Annotated in this window: 22 protein-coding genes; 12 read left to right on the top strand and 10 right to left on the bottom strand. The window is 38.3% G+C overall.

Annotated features, from left to right (window positions below):
- Nucleotides 1-17: 17 nt before the first annotated feature.
- Nucleotides 18-1,361: an N-succinylarginine dihydrolase gene (gene astB, locus HLV59_RS01835; RefSeq protein WP_171429224.1), complete on the top strand. Its 1,344-nt coding sequence runs from the start codon at nt 18-20 to the stop codon at nt 1,359-1,361.
- Nucleotides 1,362-1,373: 12 nt separating this feature from the next.
- Nucleotides 1,374-2,348, top strand: coding sequence for a succinylglutamate desuccinylase (astE, locus tag HLV59_RS01840; RefSeq protein WP_171429225.1), 975 nt, complete (start codon nt 1,374-1,376; stop codon nt 2,346-2,348).
- Nucleotides 2,349-2,410: 62 nt separating this feature from the next.
- On the opposite strand, the gene HLV59_RS01845 is transcribed toward astE, so the two are convergent.
- A complete protein-coding gene (locus HLV59_RS01845) occupies nt 2,411-3,211 on the bottom strand; it encodes a hypothetical protein (protein WP_062850189.1) in 801 nt (266 codons plus the stop codon).
- A gap of 592 nt (nt 3,212-3,803) precedes the next feature.
- Here HLV59_RS01845 and HLV59_RS01850 point away from each other — a divergent pair.
- Both HLV59_RS01850 and HLV59_RS01855 read left to right on the top strand, forming a co-directional pair.
- A complete protein-coding gene (locus HLV59_RS01850; protein ID WP_171430565.1) occupies nt 3,804-4,112 on the top strand; it encodes a hypothetical protein in 309 nt (102 codons plus the stop codon).
- Nucleotides 4,113-4,186: 74 nt separating this feature from the next.
- Nucleotides 4,187-5,533 carry a S8 family peptidase gene (locus HLV59_RS01855; RefSeq protein WP_171429226.1) on the top strand — a complete coding sequence of 449 codons (1,347 nt, stop codon included), beginning with the start codon at nt 4,187-4,189 and terminating at the stop codon, nt 5,531-5,533.
- Nucleotides 5,534-5,635: 102 nt separating this feature from the next.
- Here HLV59_RS01855 and HLV59_RS01860 read toward each other — a convergent pair whose 3' ends face one another.
- From HLV59_RS01860 to HLV59_RS01870, 3 genes are all read right to left on the bottom strand, one after another.
- Entirely contained in the window at nt 5,636-6,073 is a 438-nt protein-coding gene (locus HLV59_RS01860; protein WP_016143603.1) for a hypothetical protein, read from the bottom strand.
- 95 nt (nt 6,074-6,168) lie between these two features.
- Nucleotides 6,169-6,588: a hypothetical protein gene (locus tag HLV59_RS01865; RefSeq protein WP_057106044.1), complete on the bottom strand. Its 420-nt coding sequence runs from the start codon at nt 6,586-6,588 to the stop codon at nt 6,169-6,171.
- A 147-nt stretch (nt 6,589-6,735) separates the two neighbouring features.
- On the bottom strand, nt 6,736-7,602 hold the full coding sequence (locus HLV59_RS01870; protein WP_171429227.1) for a LysR family transcriptional regulator: 867 nt from the start codon (nt 7,600-7,602) through the stop codon (nt 6,736-6,738).
- Between the two features lie 108 nt (nt 7,603-7,710).
- Here HLV59_RS01870 and HLV59_RS01875 point away from each other — a divergent pair, with 108 nt between their 5' ends.
- Both HLV59_RS01875 and HLV59_RS01880 read left to right on the top strand, forming a co-directional pair.
- A complete protein-coding gene (locus tag HLV59_RS01875; RefSeq protein WP_171429228.1) occupies nt 7,711-8,613 on the top strand; it encodes a DMT family transporter in 903 nt (300 codons plus the stop codon).
- A 67-nt stretch (nt 8,614-8,680) separates the two neighbouring features.
- Nucleotides 8,681-8,965 (top strand): YciI family protein, encoded by a 285-nt coding sequence (locus tag HLV59_RS01880; protein ID WP_163119948.1) that lies wholly within the window; start codon nt 8,681-8,683, stop codon nt 8,963-8,965.
- A gap of 67 nt (nt 8,966-9,032) precedes the next feature.
- On the opposite strand, the gene HLV59_RS01885 is transcribed toward HLV59_RS01880, so the two are convergent.
- From HLV59_RS01885 to HLV59_RS01900, 4 genes are all read right to left on the bottom strand, one after another.
- Nucleotides 9,033-9,863 (bottom strand): hypothetical protein, encoded by an 831-nt coding sequence (locus HLV59_RS01885; RefSeq protein ID WP_163119947.1) that lies wholly within the window; start codon nt 9,861-9,863, stop codon nt 9,033-9,035.
- Nucleotides 9,864-10,086: 223 nt separating this feature from the next.
- Complete coding sequence (gene glyS, locus HLV59_RS01890; protein ID WP_171429229.1) at nt 10,087-12,156, bottom strand: glycine--tRNA ligase subunit beta; 2,070 nt, start codon at nt 12,154-12,156, stop codon at nt 10,087-10,089.
- Nucleotides 12,156-13,133 (bottom strand): glycine--tRNA ligase subunit alpha, encoded by a 978-nt coding sequence (glyQ, locus tag HLV59_RS01895; RefSeq protein WP_002044989.1) that lies wholly within the window; start codon nt 13,131-13,133, stop codon nt 12,156-12,158. The genes glyS and glyQ overlap by 1 nt, the downstream gene beginning before the upstream one ends.
- Nucleotides 13,134-13,222: 89 nt before the next feature.
- The gene (locus HLV59_RS01900) at nt 13,223-13,648 is read right to left on the bottom strand and encodes a hypothetical protein (RefSeq protein ID WP_171429230.1); all 426 of its coding nucleotides are present in this window, start codon (nt 13,646-13,648) and stop codon (nt 13,223-13,225) included.
- 28 nt (nt 13,649-13,676) lie between these two features.
- On the opposite strand from HLV59_RS01900, the gene HLV59_RS01905 reads away from it, so the two are divergent.
- The 4 genes from HLV59_RS01905 (at nt 13,677) to HLV59_RS01920 (ending at nt 17,498) form a co-directional block, all read left to right on the top strand.
- Entirely contained in the window at nt 13,677-14,093 is a 417-nt protein-coding gene (locus HLV59_RS01905; protein WP_171429231.1) for a lysozyme inhibitor LprI family protein, read from the top strand.
- A gap of 109 nt (nt 14,094-14,202) precedes the next feature.
- Nucleotides 14,203-15,465 carry a putative DNA modification/repair radical SAM protein gene (locus HLV59_RS01910; protein WP_171429232.1) on the top strand — a complete coding sequence of 421 codons (1,263 nt, stop codon included), beginning with the start codon at nt 14,203-14,205 and terminating at the stop codon, nt 15,463-15,465.
- Between the two features lie 2 nt (nt 15,466-15,467).
- Nucleotides 15,468-16,265, top strand: coding sequence for a TIGR03915 family putative DNA repair protein (locus HLV59_RS01915; protein ID WP_171429233.1), 798 nt, complete (start codon nt 15,468-15,470; stop codon nt 16,263-16,265).
- A gap of 132 nt (nt 16,266-16,397) precedes the next feature.
- Entirely contained in the window at nt 16,398-17,498 is a 1,101-nt protein-coding gene (locus tag HLV59_RS01920; protein WP_031949452.1) for an HPP family protein, read from the top strand.
- Nucleotides 17,499-17,561: 63 nt separating this feature from the next.
- Here the strand turns inward: HLV59_RS01920 and HLV59_RS01925 are convergent, their stop codons facing one another.
- The gene (locus tag HLV59_RS01925; protein WP_016143590.1) at nt 17,562-17,816 is read right to left on the bottom strand and encodes a PspC domain-containing protein; all 255 of its coding nucleotides are present in this window, start codon (nt 17,814-17,816) and stop codon (nt 17,562-17,564) included.
- 248 nt (nt 17,817-18,064) lie between these two features.
- Between HLV59_RS01925 and HLV59_RS01930 the strand changes: the two genes are divergently transcribed.
- Nucleotides 18,065-18,712 (top strand): hypothetical protein, encoded by a 648-nt coding sequence (locus tag HLV59_RS01930; protein ID WP_171429234.1) that lies wholly within the window; start codon nt 18,065-18,067, stop codon nt 18,710-18,712.
- Between the two features lie 68 nt (nt 18,713-18,780).
- Here HLV59_RS01930 and HLV59_RS01935 read toward each other — a convergent pair whose 3' ends face one another.
- Nucleotides 18,781-20,604, bottom strand: coding sequence for an acyl-CoA dehydrogenase C-terminal domain-containing protein (locus HLV59_RS01935; RefSeq protein ID WP_057106052.1), 1,824 nt, complete (start codon nt 20,602-20,604; stop codon nt 18,781-18,783).
- Between the two features lie 257 nt (nt 20,605-20,861).
- Between HLV59_RS01935 and HLV59_RS01940 the strand changes: the two genes are divergently transcribed.
- The gene (locus HLV59_RS01940; RefSeq protein WP_171429235.1) at nt 20,862-23,201 is read left to right on the top strand and encodes an eL24 family ribosomal protein; all 2,340 of its coding nucleotides are present in this window, start codon (nt 20,862-20,864) and stop codon (nt 23,199-23,201) included.
- Nucleotides 23,202-23,228 lie beyond the last annotated feature (27 nt).

Raw genomic sequence — 23,228 nt, forward strand, 5'->3', positions numbered from 1 at the left:
CACTAAGGAAAGAAAAAATGAAAGGATATGAAGTAAATTTCGATGGTTTAGTGGGGCCAACGCATCACTACGCGGGTTTGTCTTTTGGTAATGAAGCATCGACGAAAAACCGTAATAATACCTCGAACCCCAAATTAGCAGCTAAACAAGGTTTGCTAAAGATGAAAGCTTTGGCTGACATGGGAATGAAACAAGGTGTACTTGTTCCGCATGAGCGTCCACATGTTCCAATGTTACGTCGTTTAGGTTTTACGGGAGATGACATTAGTGTTATTGCTCAAGCAATGCGTCATTCACCTGAACTATTATCATCTTTAAGTTCTGCTTCTCCAATGTGGACTGCCAATGCAGCTACTGTTTCACCTTCGGCAGATAGTCAAGATGAGCGCGTGCATTTTACAGCAGCGAACCTGAACAATAAGTTTCATCGTTCAATTGAAGCTGAAACTACAAGCCAAGTTTTACAAGCCATCTTTAAAAATGAACGCCACTTTGTACACCATGAAGCATTGCCACAAGTGGCTTTGTTTGGTGATGAAGGTGCAGCAAATCACAATCGTTTAGGTGGTGATTATGCTAAGCGCGGTGTTCAGGTGTTTGTTTATGGTCAACAACATTTAAATAATGGCCTACCGGGACCAAAACGTTATCCGGCTCGTCAGACGCGCGAGGCGAGTGAAGCAATTGCACGTTTGCACCGTTTAGATGATGCATATACCGTTTTTGTTCAGCAAAATCCTGATGTGATTGATCAGGGCGTTTTCCATAACGATGTGATCGCAGTAAGTAACCAACAGGTTTTATTCCATCATCAACATGCCTTTTTAAATCAAGATCAGGCTTTTGCTGAAATTCGTCAAAAAATGGCAAGCATCGGTGAAGACTTTATTTCAATTGAAGTCCCTGAAAACCGTGTTACCGTTGATGATGCCGTAGCAACCTATTTATTTAATAGCCAAATTTTGACTCGTCCAGATGGGGGAATGACCATTGTTGTACCAGAAGAGTCTCGTCAAAATGCAGCAGTGTGGGGCTATTTGAATGACATGATTCAGATGGGCACACCAATTGATGCTATTCAGGTATATGACTTACGTGAAAGTATGCGTAATGGTGGTGGTCCGGCTTGCTTACGTTTACGTGTAGCTTTAAACGAAACTGAGTTAAACGCTGTAAATCCAAAAGTACTAATGAATGATCAATTGTTTAGCACGCTCAATCAATGGGTAGATAAACATTATCGTGATCGTTTAGCACAAGAAGATTTGGCTGATCCGCATTTGTTAATGGAAAGCCGTATGGCACTTGACGAGCTAACCAAAATTTTAGGTTTGGGTTCGGTTTATCCTTTCCAAAAATAATGAGGAGGTGACATGCAAGATTTTCTAGCATTAACCTTACAAGGTGAGCAGCCTACAACCCGCGAAGGAAAACAAGATAATTTTTCTTGGCGTTGGCTGGGTGAGGGACTTCTTGAATGTACGCCAAACACACAGTACGACAAAGCCGTCGTACTGTCAGCTGGAGTACATGGTAATGAAACAGCACCAATTGAATTATTATCTCATCTTTGCACAGATTTATTCGCAGGACGTTTAAAGCTTGCTGTGAGGTTGCTGCTTGTATTGGGTAACCCTTATGCAATGCGTCAAGGCAAACGCTATGTGCATGACGATGTAAACCGCATGTTCTGTGGTGGGTATAAAAATCTGCCTGTGACTGAAGAATCTAAGCGCGCTGAAGTTTTAGAGCAGACAGTTGCCACTTTCTTTCAGGAAAGTTCGAGTCAGGCAAAACGTTATCACTATGATTTGCACACCGCAATTCGTGCCTCTTTATTGCCTACTTTCGCTTTATTTCCATATCAAACGCATGGCTATGATGCAGATTTAAAAGCAAGTCTGGAAGCAGCTGATTTAGATGCTTTGGTTTATCACAATGCGGTAGGTAAAACGTTTACACATTTTACGAGTGAAAATTTTAAGGCTGCGAGTGCAACTTTAGAGTTAGGCAAAGCCTTACCATTTGGACAAAATGACCTGAGCCAGTTTGCAGCAATTGATGAAGTTATTCGACATGTGGTTTCTGATCAAGCTTTGCCACCACGTAATAAAACAAAAATTCGGGTCTTTAAAGTATCTGATTCTTTAATTAAAAAAGATGAAGATTTTCAGATGAATTTATCGGCTGAGGCTCCAAATTTTTCGACTTTTACTAAAGGCGAAATCATTGCGACTCAACCTTCTGGTAATTATGTGGTTGAGCAAGATCAGGTCTGGATTTTATTTCCAAATCCAAATGTGAAAATTGGTTTGCGTGCGGGTTTAGTTTTAACTGAAATGAGTTGAATGCTTGATTTTTGAGAAATAAAAAAGGGCAATGAATTGCCCTTTTTTATTTATGTGATTTATTAGTTAGTACCGAAAAGACCTTTAACCCAAGATTTCTTTTCAGCTTTTTGTGTAGACGCTTGAGCACCAGCATTTACATTTGCGTTGGTGTTAACACCAACAGGGCCAACGTTAACACCCACATTTACACCAGTTTGAGCGTTAATTGCATGTGCTGGTTGAGCTGCATTTAACTTTGCTTGAGCATCAGCTTTAGTGTCAGCTACAAATTCTTTTTGCTCAGCTTGGTTTTGAGCTACACGAGTTTTTACTGCATCTACATGCGCTTGAGCATTAGCTTGTTTTTCAGCAGTAAATTCTTTTTGGTCAGCTTGTTTTTCTGCAACTTTAGCTTTTACAGCATCAACACTTGCTTTTGTATCAGCTTTTGCTTCAACTGCTAGATTTTTAGTACCGTTTACAGCTTTAGTCGCTACATTTTTAGTTCCTGTTACTGCTTCGGTAGCAAAATGTTTAGTACCAGTTGCAGCTTTAGTTGCTACATTTTTAGTACCTGTCGCAGCTTCGCTAGCAAAATGCTTAGTGCCATTTGCAGCTTTAGAAGAAAGTTCAGTCACTTTTCCTGTTGTTTTTTTAGTTGCTTTAACCGTAGTGTCAGCAGCTACATGACCAGCATGCTTAGCTGTGCTACCTACAGTGTGTGCAGTATTTTTGACTGTATTGGCTACGCCACTAACAAGACCACCCGGTTGTACATTTACTTGAGCAGAAGCACCTGCATTAACGCCTGCACTTTGTGCAAAAATAGAGGCAGAAGCAAGAACACTTGCAGTAACGATAGCTGTTTTCATCATTTTCATTGCGATATCCTTCAAAGAATATACCTTTTTAGTGAGGTATTTCATAAACGCAAACGAATCATAGCCAAGGTGATATAGGCTTGGGAACTCACTTCATCAAAATGTTACAACAGTGTTACGCTTAGTAAACAGACTAGGGATAAATTGTGAAGATTAATAAAAATTAATAATAAAGTGAAAAAGAATGTTTATTTGTTAGTTATGCTAATTAAACTGGTCTAATTTTGTCTTTTCTCTTTTTAACAGCAAATTTTAACTTTTCTGAAAATTACTCTTCTTTATTATCCTGTACCTATATCTCTAATTATGATTTGAGTCTCATTATTTGTTAGTGGAAACGGCATAGTTATTGCTTATTATGTGAATAAAGCGTTTTTAGCACTTTTTTGAACCATATTCTGCCAGAAATATAAATGCACAGGGCAGAACTATATTTTTGCTTATTCGGGAAAAGGTACTTTAGCTTTTCTAATGTTTATATTTTATGAAATAGAAATTTCACATGAAATGTATCTAAAGAAATAGCACTTTATTTCGAATAATCAAAAATAAAAATAGATGTCTATAAACAAAAAAACAGAGATCTTAAATGATGAAAATTATTGCTTCCCTTGTCGTATTACTCGGCTTAGTCGCCGTTGTTCTCTATTTTAAGCCATCAAGCGGTGCATCTGATGTGTTCAATTCTGCTTTACACAAGCCGAATTCATCACAATCAGACACTTCATCTTTACATTCTAAACTTAAGGAGCCTACTCAACTTAAAAACGTACCTTTAAATTCAACACAACCTAAACCAGTATCTGCAGATACTGTTCCTTTTTATGACACAAAAAGTGATCTTTCTATTCAACCGATTGCTCCAGAAAAAGATCCTGCTAATGAAATTAAAACACTTTAAATAATCTAGTCTTCTTTATCCAAGAAATACTAGACGTTCAAATGTTCTTTACCAGAGAACTGCGGAGAAAAATAATGCAAAGTAAAACGTTATTACTATTAGGTCTATCTACAATATTAAGTACAACAGCTTTCGCTCTTCCTTTGGATTCTAAGGGAGCCAAACAGCAGTTAAATCAGGCAGCAAAACAAAAAGTGCTTCAGGGTAAAATCGATTTAGATGCCTTGGTCACCAATGAATCTAATGATTTAATTGTTGAATATAATATTCCTTCGGTGAGTGTGCCTTCCGGTTTAGAACGGCGAAGTTATATTGCAACGAATAAAAAGAATATACAGGCAAGATTTAACCGGGCTGGCGGCATCCAAGTGCTTCGAGACTATAATAATCTGCCTTTAGCTTTTTATCGGATTAGTAATCGCGAAGCTTTAGTCTCTTTATTAAATGATCCGAATGTTAAAGCGGTTTATCCAAATCGTATTAACCGTACTACAACCAATGAAAGTTTACCTTTAATTAATCAACCACAAGCAAACACCAATGGTTTTACGGGTGAGGGCTCTAGTGTGGCAGTGATTGATACAGGCGTAAATTATCTTCACTCTGACTTTGGGTGTACGGCAGTAAATACACCATCAAACACATGTCGGGTTGCTTATTCATTTGATAGTGCACCAGATGACAGCACTTTAGATGATGATGGTCATGGTAGTAATGTTTCAGGGATTGTCTCTAAAGTTGCATCTAAGACTAAAATTATAGGCATTGATGTTTTTAGAAAGGTCAGATCCCAAGGTAAATGGGTTAGTACTGCCTATGATAGTGATATTCTTGCGGGGATTAACTGGGCTGTAAATAATGCCCAAACTTATAACATCAAAGCGGTGAATTTAAGCCTGGGCGTACCGGGCGTTAAATACACTTCAGAGTGTAGTAATAGCAGTTATGCAACCGCATTTTCTAATGCGAGAGCTGCAGGCGTGGTCCCGGTGGTAGCTTCAGGTAATGATGCATTTTCAGATGGAATTTCATCTCCTGCTTGTGTTGCTGGCGCAGTAAGAGTGGGTGCTGTCTATGACAGTAACCTAGGTGGTTTATCATGGAGTAATTGTACGGATACAACTACAGCAGCCGACAAGGTAACATGCTTTAGTAATGGAGGTAAGCTGGTGACTTTATTAGCCCCAGGTGCATTGATTACCGCAGGGGGCTATACCATGGGCGGTACATCTCAAGCGGCACCACATGTGGCAGGTACGTTTGCTTTATTACGAGCGAATAGTGTGAGTCCAGCAGAAACTATTGATCAAACCATTAGCCGTTTAAAAACGACAGGTAAGCCAGTTACTGATTCAAGAACAGGCTTAGTTTTCCCTCGTATTGATTTACTGGCAGCAACAAATGGTTTAACCATTAATTAATAGCTTATTTATAATTTTTAAAATAAGGTCCAAGAAATTTTTAAAATAGCTATAACCCGTTGCAAAAGGTAACTTCTGCAACGGGCTTTTTATGAAAAAGTATTAATGACACTTTTCTAAATTCGCGGGATTAAAGTTGTTTTGAAGCTTTTTAAAATTATTCTGAATTTCTGGATCTTGAATGTTAAAAGTGGTTGAGCTTTTGGTTGTAGAGTTTGTTGCTTGATTTAATATGCCTGACTCATCAGGGTATTGTTGGGTGAAAGATGTAGCTGAAATTAGTCCTTTATCATTAAATACCCAGTGTTCAGTCACATGTCCACCTCCTAAGTATCCTGTAAATTCAATCATACAAGCTTGTTTATCTTGTTTAATGAGTTTGGCTACATTACCTGTGGTGGATGGATAAGCCTCAATATTCGTATCTTGTTCTAAAACTTGCGCTTGAGAATAAGAGGAAGAAGAAGGAGGTGCAGAGGTCGCACATGCAGTTAATGCTAAACAGCATAATGTTGAAAAGAGGAGTTTTTGACTATTCATAGGGCAGATTCCTAGCTTTCTTATAGTTAATGACATTATTTCTAGATGAATATCTGTGTTTATAAGCGCGCGAAGTTATCGCGCTATCCAAAAAATTAGTTAGCTGTTGTGCTCGACTTACTTAATTCACCTTGCTCGATCGGAATATTTTCACCATTTCGGCTACTGGTCATATTTTGTTTGGCTTGCTCTATTTTCTGTTCAGTAAATACTTTGGCTGTATCTGCTTTTTGTTGAACGACTTCTGCTTTTTCAGCAGTAAATTCTTTGGTGTCTTGCCATTTCTCACTAATTTTATTCGATGTTTTTTCAGAAGCACCTTGAATAGAGTTTCCTAAATTTTGTATGCCTTTGCCTGTTTTATACAATAGTACGCGCCCTAAGCTAGGATTGTCACCATAAGGTTGTGTTTTGGGTGTCGTTTCAACAACTTGTTGTGGCTGTGTTGTTTCTGCAAATAAGGTTGATGAAGCCAATATAGAACTTGCAACGCATAACACTTGTAAGGTTTTCATATGGATCAATCTCCCCAACCAGAATCAAAAGATGAAGTGGTGATCTTACTGTTAAAAATAAAGCTTGTACTGCAATGAGATAAAACCCATACGATTTGATTACGATAAATCATCATTTAATAGCAGTAAAACAATGAGACCAAGGACTCACAAACAAAATTCAGACTTAATTAATTCTATAAACATATCTCGAGCTTTATGGTTACTCACATTTTTGTGCCAGAAAAAGTGATTTTGCATAAAGGAAAGATATTCAAACTTATAACTTTGAATATGGGCTAAATTCTTATATTGCTCATAAATACTCTTAGGTACTAAGGCCACCCCTGAGCCTGCACTCACACAGCCAATAATCGTGGCATAGCTGGTAATGCTAGTAATGGGAAGAGAGATATTTTTCAGTTTAAGCCATTCTTCGAGGGCTGCACGGTAAGGACAGCCTTCAGTCCACATAAAAATTTCTTTACCAATCAGGTCTTCTTGGCAATGAATCTCTCCCAAAGAGTGAGATGCGATTAAGACCATGTCTTCTTGGTAAATGCTGAGTTTATTAAGCATTGGAAAATCAATATTACCCGCGACAATCGCACCATCAAGTTTATGCTGAGAAATATCGAGTAATAACTGTTTCCACGTGCCAGTAATAATTTGAATGGAAACTTCTGGAAAACGTTGATGGTATTTCGCCAGCAAATTAGGTAGGCGAGTTGTGGCAGAAGATTCAATTGCTCCAATTTTTAATGGGCCAGAAGGTGGGGCATCAGGGTGAATACTACGTTTTGCCTCATCACATAGCGCTAAAATTTTATGGCAATAATTGAGGAAGATTTCTCCAGATGGGGTGAGTTTTAAACTTTTCCCTTCTCGGTAAAACAGCGGTGCACCCAGTTCTTCTTCGAGTTGTTTAATCCGTGTTGTGATGTTGGATGGTACGCAATGCAGTTGCATTGATGCTTTAGCCATTGTTCCGCATTCAACCACGGTTTGGAACATTTTTAACTGAGCGATATCCATGTTTTATCATTCACTTTTAATGAATATTTAACTTAATATAAGTTAATTTTATTCAACTATCCATGCGCATATGATGAAAGAGTTCCAATTCGTTAGTGCAGATTTAACATGGCAATTTCTCTTGCTGCCGTAACTCAGCCTCCAGCATTTAAGCTCTATTTATGTATTGCTGTGACCGTTTTTTGTTGGGGCTATTCACCTATTGGTGTACATAGTGCTTTGCATTCATATACACCGCAGCACATTGCCTTGCTCCGCTTTTTGATTGCATCGTTTTTTTTACTGCTTTTGGTCATGAAAAAAGGCATTCAGCCTTTAAAGTGGAAAGATGCTCCTGCGCTTGCTGTATTAGGTTTTTTCTCTGTGACGCTGCATCATTTGCTAATAAATACAGGCCAACAATATGTGACTGCAGTTGCTTCCAGCATTTTAAGTCAATCTATTCCGTTATTTACCTTTATTATTTCAGCTTTGCTTTTTAAAGAAAAAATCAGTTTTAAGCAGTGGTTGTGTATTTTGCTAGGACTTTGCGGTGCCGTATTGGTGGTCAGTGGAGATCATGGTTTTGGTGTACCGAGTCCTTATAGTTTATTGATTGTTTTAGCTGCAATTGCATGGGGTCTCTACTTTAATTTATATAAGAAATTTGCTTTAAATTATGATGCTTTAAGCATGATGTGCTACATCATTTGGTTCGGGACTATTCCTTTACTATTTTATAGTGCTCATTTACCTAGTGAAATTTTACATGCTACTTGGCAAGCCAATATGTCGATTGTCTTGCTGGGTCTTTTCCCAAGTGCGATGGCTTATGTGCTTTGGGGCTATGTACTTAAAAATATGCCGTTAACGATTGCATCGAATTTTTTATATTGCTCGCCTATTGTCGCAATGAGTTTGGCAGTGCTTTTCTTAAATGAAAAACCATCCATGATGGTGCTGCTAGGTGGAGTAATTATTGTGGGGAGTTTGGTGTGGATGAATTGGGGGAATAGGCGTACTATCGAATAAGCTATAGATCATTAAACTATCTGTAGATCGATGTTCTGTCATGTGCTGCTTATTTTAAGAGAATGAGATGATTGTTGTTACCCTAACCTATAAAAAACCATTAGCCGAAGTTGATGCTGTACTCAAAGAGCATATTGCATTTTTAGACCATTACTATGAGCAAAAGAAATTTCTGGCATCTGGACGTCGAGAAAATAGAGTAGGTGGGGTAATTTTAGTTCTAAGCTCTTCGATTCAAGAAGCTGAAGAAATCATGAAAAATGACCCGTTTTATATTCATGATGTGGCCGATTATGATTTTATGTGGTTTGAGCCATCGAAAAGTTTAGAAGAAATTAAAGCGTTTATTTAACTACATTAGAGAACTACTTAAGCTTAAGTAGTTCTCTCTTTTATTTGATGTTAATTAGTAGTTTTTATTATTGTTCAACGATATAAATACTATTTTGAAATACCTCGCCTTTGCTTGTTTTAACTACGCCAACACATAAATTGTCAGGGGTTTGAATAAAAGAAACTAAGGATGTATCTGCATTAGTTTTACAGCTCTTTTGCTTGTTCTCATCAAATGCTTTTAAATTTAATTGATGTTGTAAATCTAAAGTGAATACTTGGCTAAGAGCGCTAAATGCTTGATCTGCTTTTTTCATAAATAATAAATTATTTTGGGCTTCCCATTCAGATAAAGAAATACGTTCCTTACTTACATAGTGATATAAGCGTTTTGTATCTGCATTATTGTCTGCCGCATTTTTAAATTGGGTCTTTAAACCAAAATTCACTTTTACAACTGGCTTTTCACGGAAAGAAAGACGTGAATAAGGCACAATTTTAACTTCAGATGCCTGATTTAAATCAAGTAGTTTAAGTGTTGGATCTGCTTTATTTTGGGCGAAAGAATCGTTAATTTTTTGATGTATTAACTGGTCAAATTTAATAGGTTGATTAAGAGAGCTTTTTTCAATGGCTGAACTATTTGCATTTTTATCAATTGCCATTGCAACACCTACTCCGATAAGACCGAACATTCCAGAAACTGGGCTGGCCGAAGCATTGCTTGAATCACCAACTAATATTTGGCTGTCTTTTACAAAGTAATCACCTGCACCTGATTCAGTCATTGACGATAATTGTTCTGAAGAAACAGAAAGAGAGGTTTGTTTACCCGCAACTGGATATTGAATCGATTTAGTCGTTGCACATCCAGTAAATAATAATGTTGATATAAGTAATAAATTTAAATTTTTCATTGCATTGGTACTTTGTGAAGTTTGGTAATTATTTGTTTTAGTTTATTGAACTATGGATGAAATGTGAAGGAAGTAAATAATTCTTATTTATTAATTGGCTGCAAAATAATCATTTATAATTATATCGAATGAAATTCTTCAATAAAAAAACCATGTTTCCAACTAGAATGAAAACATGGTTTTAATAAGCTTTAATTATACGAAAATTAATTTCTATATAATCTTAACCCTGCAACACACTCACATCAGCTACAGCAGTAAACAAGTTACGTAACTGAGCCAATAAACGTAAACGGTTTGCTTTTAGGTCAGCATCATCCGCCATTACCATTACACCATCAAAGAATGCATCAATCGGCGCGCGAAGTGCTGCAAGCTTAGAAAGAGCAGCAGTGTAGTCTTTTGCTGCAAGTAATGGTTCAACTACAGGTGTCACTGCTTGAAGTTCAGCAAATAATGCTTTTTCAGCATCTTCAACCAAGTTTGCTTCAACTACAGAACCTTCAGGAGTTGCTTCTTTGGCAAGAATGTTAGCAACACGTTTGTTCGCAGCAGCAAGTGCAGCAGCTTCAGGTAATGTACGGAAGTGATTTACTGCATTTACACGCTTGTCAAAATCAAGTGGAGATTTTGGTGCAAGAGCTTGAACGGCTTGAAGTACGTCAACAGCAACACCTTGGTCTTCGTACTTAGCACGGTAACGGCCTTCCAAGAATGCAACAGCATCAGCACGAGTTTTATCGTGGTCTTTAACGATATCGCCATAACCTTGAAGTGCAAGATTAACTAATTCTTCAATTGTTACGTCTAGCTCATTTTCAATGATTAGACGTAAGATACCAATTGCTGAACGACGAAGCGCAAATGGGTCTTTAGAACCTGTAGGCGCTTGTCCAATACCGAAAATACCAACAAGTGTATCTAAACGGTCAGCAAGGGCAATCGTTGTACCAGTTTTGGTTTTAGGTAAAACATCACCCGCAAATTTTGGTAAATATTGCTCACCTAAAGCTTCTGAAACTTCAGTGTTTTCACCTTCAATACGTGCGTAGTAAGTACCAGCAATACCTTGAAGTTCTGGGAATTCACCAACAAGCTCAGAGGTTAAGTCGCATTTAGCAAGTAATGCAGCTTTTTCAGCATCGGCTGGGTTTGCACCAGTGATTGAAGATAATGCAACAGCAAGTTTTGCAATACGTGTTGATTTATCCCAAAGCGTACCAAGCTGTGCTTGGAATACCATGTTTGCCAATTTTTCTTTACGAGATGCAAGTGGTTGCTTTTGATCTTGTAAGAAGAAGAACTCAGCATCAGACAAACGAGGACGAACGACTTTTTCGTTACCTTCAATAATTTGAGTTGGATCTTTAGACTCAATGTTTGAAACAGTAATGAAGTAAGGCTGTAATTTACCTTCCGCATTGATCAAACAGAAATACTTCTGGTTGTCTTGCATCGTCGTAATAAGAGCTTCTTGAGGAACAGCTAAGTAGCGCTCTTCAAAAGTTGCACGTAACGCCACAGGCCATTCAACCAGACTTGTTACTTCATCAAGTAAGTCAGCTGGAACAATCGCAGTTGCATTCACTTCATCAGCTAACTTTTTCACTTGTTCTTGAATAGTCGCTTGACGCTTTTCAAAGTTAGCAACGACGTAAGCTTTTTCTAAAGCGGCTAAGTAGTCATTTGCATGCGCTAAAGTCACAGCCTCAGGTGCATGGAAACGGTGACCATAAGTCACATTACCAGCTTTGTGATCTTGAATAGTTGCGTCAACAATTTGGTCGTCTTTGAGTAAGAGAACCCATTTCACTGGACGTACGAATTCGGTACGGCTTGCAGCAGAACGCATACGTTTCGCAATTGGTAAATTGTCTAATGCAGTTTGTAAAATCTGTGGAAGTAAAGCGTCAAGGCTTTGACCTTTCACATCTTTTAGATAGCAAACTTTTTCAACTTTACCTGCTTGGAAAGTAGAAAGCTGATCAACAGTAATGCCTTGACCACGCATAAAGCCTTCGAGCGCTTTAGTCGGTTTGCCTTCTGCATCATAAGCCGCTTGAACAGCAGGACCATCAAAACGTTTTTGTGTGTCTGCTTGAGCAGCATCGATATCAACAATTTTAAGCGCTAAACGACGTGGAGCAGCATAAGCTTCAATTGATGCGAAGTTTAAGCCCGCATCTTTTAAGCCTTTTACCGTTTCTGCCTGTAAAGCATCACGTAACGTTTTTAAGCTTTTTGGTGGAAGCTCTTCACAGCCAAGTTCGAATAAAACAGTATGCTTGCTCATTAGTTTTTCTCCGCCTTTGCTGCTTCACTTTCAGCTTGTGCTTTTAGCTGTGCCAATACTTCATCACGTAAGTGTGGTTCTGCCATTGGGAAGCCAAGCTCTGCGCGTGCTTGTACATAACTTTGTGCAATTGCACGCGCTAAAGTACGTACACGTAAAATGTAACGTTGACGCTCAGTCACAGAAATTGCGCCACGTGCATCTAGCAAGTTAAAGGTATGAGACGCTTTAACAACTTGCTCATACGCAGGAAGAGAAAGTTTTGCTTCAATTAAACGGTTTGCTTCTGATTCGTAAAAATCAAACAGTTCAAATAGTTTTTCAACTGGAGCGTATTCAAAGTTGTAAGTTGATTGCTCAACTTCATTTTGATGGAATACGTCACCGTAAGTCACAGTACCAAATTGGCCTTTCGTCCAAACAAGGTCATAAACCGAGTCAACACCTTGAAGGTACATTGCAAGACGTTCTAAACCGTAAGTGATTTCACCTGTTACTGGGTAACATTCAACACCACCGACTTGTTGGAAGTAAGTGAACTGAGTCACTTCCATACCGTTAAGCCAAACTTCCCAACCTAAGCCCCAAGCACCTAGCGTCGGAGATTCCCAGTTGTCTTCTACGAAGCGGATGTCGTGAGTAAGCGTATCGATCCCGATTGCTTTTAAAGAATCGAGATAAAGCTGTTGGATGTTGTCTGGATTTGGCTTAAGTACCACTTGGAACTGATAGTAATGTTGCAAACGGTTCGGGTTTTCACCATAGCGGCCATCTTTTGGACGACGTGAAGGTTGAACGTATGCCGCGTTCCAAGTCTCAGGCCCTAAAGCACGTAAGAATGTTGCGGTGTGGAATGTTCCAGCGCCCATTTCCATGTCGTAAGGTTGTAGTACGACGCAGCCTTGTTCGGCCCAATAGTTTTGTAGGGCAAGAATTAAGCCCTGAAATGTATCAATGTGCGAGATGGCGCGACTCATGTAGCATCCACGAATTTATGAGAAAAATTGCCACTAAGTATAAGGATTTTGTGGGGGAGTGGCAAAGGCTTAATCATAGGAATGTGTGATTAGCCTATTTGTTTTCGCCTCAACCATTTCAAGCTCAGCCAGTAGCAAAAGCTAGTAAATAAAATCATAAGGTAAAAACTGTATATCTTATAAATATGCCACCAAGGAGAAGGGAATGAACCGACAAAAATCAAGCGTACAATAGGGCTAATCAAAATCCAGATGACAGTTGCGCAGATAAAAATACTCATCAGATTTAAACGATTTTTACGCGCGAGAAAATATGAAGTGATATATGCGAAAGGAATAACCAGAAGGCCATAAGAAAGTAAATAAAATAAGAAATGGGCTAGAAAAATAGCTGCAACCGAATAAAGGCTAAATTCTGCATTTAATATAATTATTCCTAAGGCGGATATACTCAACAAAGGGATGGGAGCTAGCGCAAGTGCGCGAATAATCGTTTTTTTGCTATATTGAAGCATATTAAAAATTATAGAATCGAGAAAAATTATGCTGAAATTTTGCTGCAAACTCCTTGTTTTATCCAGCCTTTTTTGTAGTACATGGCTTTATGCACAGACCGATGCTGATGAGCAAGATGAATACAACCAATGTGTAGAGCGGACCATTAAGGAAATGCAGCTTGAAAGTATTAACAACATGGTTGTGCATAGTTGTTCTGAACAAGCTAAAAAGACTTATGAGGAAAAAATAGTTGCTCTGATTGATCAAATTCGCACACAAAGCGAAGAATACAAACAGCCAGAGCGTTACCAAGATATTCTAAAATCTCAGCGACTTTGGAAAGCGTATGTAGATCAGGAATGTAATAATGCAGGCTCATACATTGGCTCACCGATGTATTCATATTGCCCAATGCAAGAATATGCCGAGCGTATAAAGCAACTAGAAGAATACGTTAATTAAGACAGATTATTTTAAACGTCACCTCATGACGCCGAGCGTACTTCACTAGATTAAATTTACGCATGCAAAATGATATTTTTTAAACGATGCCATAAATGAGTCGTTTGATATGTCTGATCGCATTCGAGAAAAACTACAGATTCTTGCTGATGCTGCTAAATATGATGTGTCTTGTTCATCAAGTGGCAGTGACCGTAAAAATAAAGATAAAGGTTTGGGAGATGCCAGTCATTCAGGTATTTGCCATAGCTATACTGAAGATGGCCGCTGTGTGTCTCTCTTAAAAATTCTATTTAGTAATGTTTGTATTTTTGACTGTGCCTACTGTGTTTCACGTCGTTCTAATGATGTCCAGCGTGCAGCATTTACGGTGCAAGAGGTGGTGGATTTAACCATTAATTTTTACCGCCGTAATTATATTGAGGGCTTATTTTTAAGCTCAGGCATTTTTAAATCGGCAGATCACACGATGGAGCGTATGCTTCAAGTCGTAAAGAAGTTGCGCCTTGAAGAAAATTTTAATGGTTATATTCACTTAAAAACGATTCCGGGAGCATCGCCTGAACTGATTCATGAGGCAGGTTTATATGCTGACCGGATGAGTATTAATTTAGAGATGCCGACCGAGGTAGGGCTAAAAACTTTTGCCCCAGAAAAATCACATCAGGAAGTGCAAAAAGATTTAGGTTTGGTCCGTGATAGGCTGATTCAGCTTAAAGATGAGCGACAAATTATTAAGCATGTGCCGAAATATGTACCAGCAGGGCAGACTACTCAAATGGTGGTTGGCGCCCATCAAGAGTCAGACCAAGATGTCTTGTTTATGGCAGACAAGCACTATAAAGAATTTAAACTCAAACGCGTCTATTTCTCGGGTTATATACCAATTAATACCGAAAATAATTACTTGCCGGCAGTGGGTTCTGCACCGCCTTTGCTGCGTGAAAATCGTCTCTATCAAAGCGATTGGCTGATGCGTTTTTATGGCTTTCAGGTTGATGAAATCGTCAATGAAAAACACCCAAACTTAGACCTTGATGTTGACCCGAAATTAAGCTGGGCGTTAAGGCATCCCGAGCAGTTTCCAGTAGATTTAAATCGTGCCGACTATCAAATGATTTTGCGTGTACCGGGCATTGGAGTGAAATCGGCCAAGAAAATTGTGCAAGCACGCCGTTTTGGAAAAATCCATATCGATTTACTTAAAAAACTCGGTGTAGCCTATCAGCGTGCAAAATTCTTTATCCGCTGCGAAGACAGTCCAAAATTCCAAAAAGAACTATCATCAAGTTTTATTCGGCAGCAGATTTTAACGCAGGGATCTTCGAAATATGTGCAGCAACTCTCGCCACAATTAAGCCTTGGGTTTTAGTCATGTTTAATGATGAAGTCGCTTACTATTTTGATGGTTCAATGGTTGGGCTGCTAAGCTGTGTTTTTCGTGCATTTCAATTTAAAGAATTACAAGTCAGACTCTGTTTGAATGATGCGGGTCAACATGGCTTATTTGCTGATAAAATTGAGGTTTCAAATAACGAGCAACATGCCGAGCGTGTTTGGTCTGCGCTACAAAAAAAGCTTTCGTCTTCTTCGTTAAGACAATTTTATTTTGCCTCTTTATCTGAATCTTTAGACGCCTATCAGCATTTATTTAACTACTGTATTTATGTGTTTACTAGCCCTGTTTCTATTGAAAAAGATTATTCAAATCCTAGTGTTTTAGCGATTGCACAGTGGACGAAGAAGGTCGGGCGAGAGAAGCATCGGATGGAAGCTTTTATTCGGTTTAAGAAAACCAAAGATGAGCTTTTTTTAAGTCTGGTGTGTCCAGATTTTAATGTTTTACCGCTAATTCAGCCCCATTTTAAACGGCGTTATCAAGATCAGCATTGGCTGATTTATGATGAGAAACGTAAGTTCGGGCTGTATTATGACTTACAAGAAGTACATGAAGTTTCACTCGAAGCCTCTGAGGTTGACCGTAATTTAAAAAATGGCATGAGTCAAAGCTTTCAGCTTGAGCTTGATGAGCAGGAAGTTTTATATGATCAGCTTTGGAAGGATTATTTTAAGAGCGTAAATATTACTGAACGGCAAAATATAAAACTTCATGTGCAATATTTACCAAAACGTTACTGGCGCTATTTAAATGAAAAATTGATGGAATATTAAAGTTTTAAAATCATAAAGAATAGTTCAGCGAGTTTTCTTATTGTTGAAAGATATAATTTAAATGCACTTTATGTAGCTTTGGGCGTATACTTTTGCCCGTTATAAATAACGGCATATCCCTAAAGGTGTACTGTGAGTGTTATACAGCGAGAATGGTTACAGATTTTAAAGCCAAATTTTAAGGTTTTACCTTTAAAAGAACGGTTACTTTGCGGTATTGGAGCGTTGTGTGGTTTAGCAATTTCCTCCTTAATTAGCTGGTATGTTCTCGGTGGAATTAATGCTTGGTACATCGCTCCAATGGGTGCCTCATCTGTTTTATTGTTCGCTGTGCCGACCAGTCCCTTGGCTCAACCGTGGAATGTCCTTGTTGGTAATACTCTGGCTGGAATTATTGGTGTTGCTTGTGCACAGTGGATTCCAGATTTAACCACAGCTTTTAGTGTCGCAGTAGGTTTTGCCATATTTTTAATGATGACCACCGACTCTTTGCACCCACCGAGTGGTGCGGTTGCGATTACGGCTGTACTAGGTGGGGCCGCAATTCATAAGTTGGGCTTTTATTTTATTTTTTATCCAGTTTTACTAAATTCGTTACTTTTACTTGGATTTGCTGTTTTCTTTAATCGATTGATTGGACGACATTATCCGGTTACCGCACGCCTTAATGAACGTAGTAAAGACCCAACGCCTACTCAAAAAGTATCGATTCAACCCAAAGATATTGAGTACGCATTAGAACATCACACTGAACTTTTAGATATTAGCCAATACGACTTAGAAAAAATCATTTTAGAAGCACAAGAGCATGCCAATGAGCGCATGGTCAATCAATATGTCTGTCAGGATATTATGAGTCGTGATGTGATTAAACTACATGAAGATGATGATATTCATCAGGCACTCGATAAGTTTAAACAAGTGAACTTGATGAGCCTACCTGTAGTAAATGCAGAAAACCATTTGGTCGGAACTTTAGCACTATATGAGGTCGTAGAATGGTTTAAAGGTGCAGCCGACCCTAGAAACTCTTGGCAGCACTATGTAAAACAAATTATGAGCCGTCGAGTGGTCACGGTACTACCAACTCAACCGATTCAAGATTTGGTGCCGTACTTTGTCGAGAAGTCATTTAACTATATTCCTGTGGTTGAAGATCGGAAGCTTATAGGAATGATTAGCCGTGCAGATATGATTGCTGCATTACAGCAACAGTTAAATCGAAAGCTATAATTTTTAGAATAAAAAAAGCTACGGTTGATTAGGGGATGCAACCGTAGCGACCAAAGTTATGAATTAACGTACTTGTTCTTCATTTACTGTTCGGACGGATTGTCGATAGCCTTCAATATGCTCTGGCTGTTTTTTCGGAATGACTAACCATAAAACCAGATAAACTAAAAGTCCTGGAAAGGCTGCACTCATTATTGAGATCAAAACAAAAATGACACGTAGTAAAGTTACGTTCCAACCAAAACGTTCAGCAATACCACCCATTACACCGGCGATCATGCTGTGTCGGTTCGAGCGATATAAACCAGAACTGGCCATCTAATTCTCCTTAAAGATAAAAATTACAAGAAGCTATTGCTCTTGCTTAATAAAAATATGGTGTCGAAATTAAAGGTTTAAAGTCCTTTAAAAAGTAAAATAGTTAAAATATGTAAAGGATTGAAATGAAGGAAACCAACATCTACTAAAATGCACCCTTTCAGGGCTTAAGAGTTTAAAGCGGCAATCAGCTAATACCCGATTTGAATAGTAAATATAGCTGTTGCTGTTATCTGTGAATAATGTATATGTCTTTGAAGTGGTCTAGGTTTTCAGTTAAGCATGTGGTTGTAGCGGCTGCAATATGCATGGCCCTTAGTGCTTGCGATATAAACCATACCAATTCAAAAGATCATTCGACTACAAGTTCTAGCTCTAATCATGAAGAAAACTTAATAAAAAGTAGCACGTCTATAAAAACATTAGATTATGTCGCTGGACGTACTTTTTTACCTGAAGACAATTCTGATCAAACCCAAAAATTAAATGCTGCCTCATTGCAATATGTAGGGCGCTATCATACTCGTATCTCATGTGAGGATGCTTTTGCTGATTGTGAGTCAGGCGAAGCTGAGTACATTTTAAACTTATTACCAAATGGTTCGGCTTATTGGAATGTTGTTCATTTTGGTCGTGTGGGAAGTAAAGACGGGGCTAAAAGTGCCGCTGTAAATCAGTTATGTCCTACTTTAAATTGGAAAGTAGATGAAAAAGAGCGTGAGTTAACGATTCAATGTCCGTTATCTAAAGTTAATTTTTATTTTAACCTTGATTCCGATAAAAGATTGGTCACGAACTTAGAAAAGCTACTTTATAGTGACTATGGGAAAAATCGTGAATTTTTAGAGCAAAATTATTTTGTTCCAAATCGGGCGTATGTTTTGACTAAAGAATAGATAACTGTTTTATATAAAAAGAGCGCAATATAAATTGCGCTCTTTTTCATTTCACTACTTAAAAATCATTAGTAGTCGAAGCTAAAGTGTTCAACTGGTAATGATGTTAGTGTGCGAGATGTAGTCACCATTGATTCTGCATGGCCTTGAGCACGTGGCAATAAACGGTCAAAGTAGAAATCAGCAACTTTGATTTTTGCTTTATAGAATTCAGCAGTTTCTTGGCCGTTACCTGCTTCTAATTTTTCAGAAGCAACCACAGCTTGTTGAGCCCAGAAATAAGCCATCATGACGTAGCCTGAGAACATCAAGAAATCTACAGAAGCAGAAGATACGATGTCGCGGTCTTTACGTGCAGCAAGCATGATACGAACTGTTAAAGTATTCCACTGAGCACAAAGCTTAGTTAGGTCCCAAGCAAAACGACGTAAATACTTATTACGTGCATGTGCAGCACAGAATTTTAAGATTTCAGCCGTGTATTCACGAACTACTTTACCTTTTGAACTTAACAACACTTTACGACCAATCAAGTCGAGTGCTTGAACGCCTGTTGTTCCTTCATACAAGGTCGCAATACGGGCATCACGTGCGATTTGCTCCATACCCCATTCTTTAATATAACCATGGCCACCGTAAACTTGCATACCATGGTTAGCAGCTTCTAAACCAAGTTCAGTTAAGAAACCTTTCAAAATTGGTGTATAGAAACCAAGTTTATCATCGTAGTCTTCAAAAGCAGCTTGATCACCACGTGTTAACGCATCTGTCATTTTGTCAGCGATTTGCGCAGCGTAGTAAATCATTGCACGACCGCCTTCAGCGATTGCTTTTTGAGTTAATAGCATGCGACGTACGTCTGCATGGTGAATGATGGCATCAGCAACTTTATCTGGATCTTTTTTACCAGAAAGCGCACGCATTGACATACGATCTTTGGCATATGGTAATGCGCCTTGGAAAGATAACTCAGCATGTGCAATACCTTGAACAGCAGTACCAATACGTGCTGTATTCATGAAGGTAAACATTGCATGTAGGCCTTTGTTAACTTCACCGATTAAATAACCAGTTGCATTATCAAAGTTGAGCACCGCAGTTGCAGACGCACGAATACCCATTTTGTGTTCGATTGAACCACAAGTTACCGTATTGCGTTCACCAACACCGCCATCAGCTGTAGGCATGAATTTTGGTACGATGAATAATGAGATACCACGAGTACCAGCAGGTGCATCTGGAAGGCGTGCAAGTACGATGTGAATGATATTTTCAGTTAAATCATGTTCACCAGCAGAAATGAAGATTTTTGTACCAGTGATTTTGTAACTACCATCTGCTTGAGGTTCAGCTTTAGTTTTTACCTGACCTAAGTCTGTACCACATTGAGGTTCGGTTAAGCACATTGTGCCGCTCCAAGTGCCTTCAACAAGCTTAGGCATATATGTTTGCTTTTGCTCATCAGTACCGAATTGCAAAATAGTGTTCATACAACCAGAACTTAAACCCGGGTACATGGTAAATGACCAGTTTGCAGTACCCATCATCTCTGATTTAATCAGATTTAATGACATTGGAAGGCCTTGACCACCAAACTCTTCTGGGTAAGAAAGACCTTGCCAACCGCCCATTACGAATTGGTCATAAGCTTCTTTAAAGCCTTTAGGAGTAGTTACTTCGCCGTTGTCAAAATGGCAACCTTCTTCATCACCAGATTGGTTAAGTGGCGACAATACGTTTTCACAATAATCTGCCGCACCTTCAAGAATCATATCAACTGTATCTGGATCAGCACTTTCACCATTTGATAAAGTTTTATAGTGAGCAGGGTAATCTAATACTTCATTCATTAAGAAGCGGATATCGTGTAGCGGGGCTTTATATGCTGGCATGGCTTTAATCCTAATTTTGAATCATTGTGGGATTATCTGTATCGATGATTTGATTATTCACTCACATGATAAAAATACAATGTTAATCGCACCCGAAAGAAATGTCAGAAAAGCGAATTTTGTCGAAAATAAATACACCTGAAATTATAATTTCTGCTACATTCAGGATTTATACTTTTATGTGAAAAAACAACTAATTTTCTTATTTTTAGCAAGTTTTGTTAAAAAGATAAAGCGATAAGGTTTTAAAAAAGGTTATGCATTTAAAATATCTCAGTTTATGTTTATTTAGTTTGGGTTTGACCGCTTGTGCGCAGCATAACCTACGTCCATCGGTAGTATCTACTCAGTTAGATCAAAAAGTCATTCAGGGTATGAATGCAATGTATGAATACCCAAGCTATGACTATCGTGGGCATTTTAAAGTTAGTGTAGATCCAAATCAGTCAAGAAAAATAAATAATGTAGAAAAAACAGTGCAGTTAGATGCTGCAGTGCAAAAAAAAGTAGATCAATATTTACGTGAACAAAAAATTAATTTGAATAAAAAACAGAAGCAGGCGCTCTATGCCGCAATTGCAAATGAGCAAGCGGACTCGGGCATTTCTGGTGAATCACGCTCAGAAAAAGTAAACGCCGTATTAATTAATTTATTAAATGACTTTCAATTTAGTTACGACGGTTCGGTTCATTATCGTCAAAAAATGGGGTCTTTAAACCTCACAGCAAGGTATGAAAAACCAACGCTTTTGGTACAGGCAAAATTGCCAATGGTACTTGATCTGAAGGATTATAAATTTTACGTTAATTATTTCGGGTTAATGCCTTATTTGGTCAATAAAGATAATCAAAATAATTTGGCGTATGTCGATTTTTCAAAATATAAAAATCTGTTTACAAATGTCGATATGAAGAAATTCGTTGAATATGCGAAAGCTTCTGGCGCTGTATCTTATCGTTTGGCTGAACCGCAAAATTTACAGCGTTTATCAGTTAGTGACGCTGAGCGTAAAGCCGGGATTGTAGAGAAAATTCGTTTAAAAGATACGGTTGAAGCGTTATTGCTACAATCGGAACTCTATAGTCAGGTCAATGCAAAATATTTGCAAAAAAATGTTTTAGGATTTGATGAAGAAAAAATTGCCGAATCTATAGCAACTGAATTAGCTGCTTCGGAAGCGAAGAGAAAGGTAGGTGGTGCTGAGGAGCAGAAAGTTTCTTCAGAAGATGCAGCAGCAGTTAGCCAGCAACTTTATTCACTTATTAATGCTCATTTTGGTAATGCCTTAGATTCTGAGTATGATGAAGACCAATCAAGTGTAGCTCAAGATGGGGCAGCCGAAGAGGATGCTTCTGATACGGCCCAAGCCGAAGATGTTGCTGTAGCAGATGCTGAAGAAGTCACACAAGATGAAGAAGTAGCTTCACTTACAGAAGATCAGTGTGTTGAATTACAGTCTCAAAAAAGTCCCGTTGCCTTAGGTGATATTAATTACTGTCAAATTTACGGTATTGATGTGCTTGATCAGAGCGCTGGAAATACCGAAAAAACTCAGATTAAGGCTCGTCAAGCTGCGTTGAAACAAACTTTTGCTGCTTATGATCAAAACCAGTTTGTTGATGATGAAGCATTCAAGGCTCTATGGATCAAGCATAAGGCAGAAATTGAACAAGCTTTACCAAAACAAAGAAATCCTGTTGCGATTGATGTCGGACTGGATGAAAAGGGCCGTTTAGTCAACGCAGATTACGATATTGCGTATACACCAGCTGAATTTAACCATCGCTTTAATATTAAAGCAGACATGCAAATTCTCAATTATGGTAAAGCGACCCCAATTAATCAGCAGCAACTTAAACAAGCTAAATCAGTTGCAGAGGCAAGTAAGGGTTCGTTATTTGAAAACTTCGTAAAAGGATTTAGTGAAAAACTTGGGCAGAGTGATGTTTCTGAGCATCCAGTTGGTGCACATAGCGATGTACAAGATTTAGATTCGAGTCTGGCGCTGTTGGCTAACCAAACTTATGATGCAACACATGCTTATGACAAAACATATAAGGCTGTGTTTATTGCAAAATTGACTGCCGAAAAACCGTCATATATTCATTATTATTCAGTTCAACAGTTGCAAGAAATTGCCGAGGTTTATGCTTACTGGTTCTCTGAAGAGGAAACTTATAATCCTCAAGGTAAAGCTTTAGAACGTATTGAAACATTGCAGAAAAAGCATCATCTTGAACAAGAAGATCAGTTTGATAATGACTTAGGTCGAGCTGTGGACCATATTGTGATCACAACAATACAAGGTGAAGCTGGGCGTGAAGCATGGCAAAAACTACAGAAACAATATAAGCAACCTGAACAGCTTTTCTCAAAACAGTATCAATTAGAGTTTGAAAAACAAAATGGTAGTTCTGATGAAGAAAAACACTTGTTGTCAGAAACAGCTGATATTTTAGGTAAAGTTTATGTCGCTGCTCGCAAACAGCAACTTACGGAAAAAACAATTCAGAATTTAAAACCTGAACATAATGAATTTATTGATTATGAGATTTTCCGAGATGTTTATAAGCAGATGGTTACAGCTAAAAAATAATAGATGAAATAAAAAAGAACCTACTTC

It is taken from the genome of Acinetobacter lactucae (genome assembly GCF_013122135.1).
Taxonomy (GTDB): domain Bacteria; phylum Pseudomonadota; class Gammaproteobacteria; order Pseudomonadales; family Moraxellaceae; genus Acinetobacter; species Acinetobacter lactucae.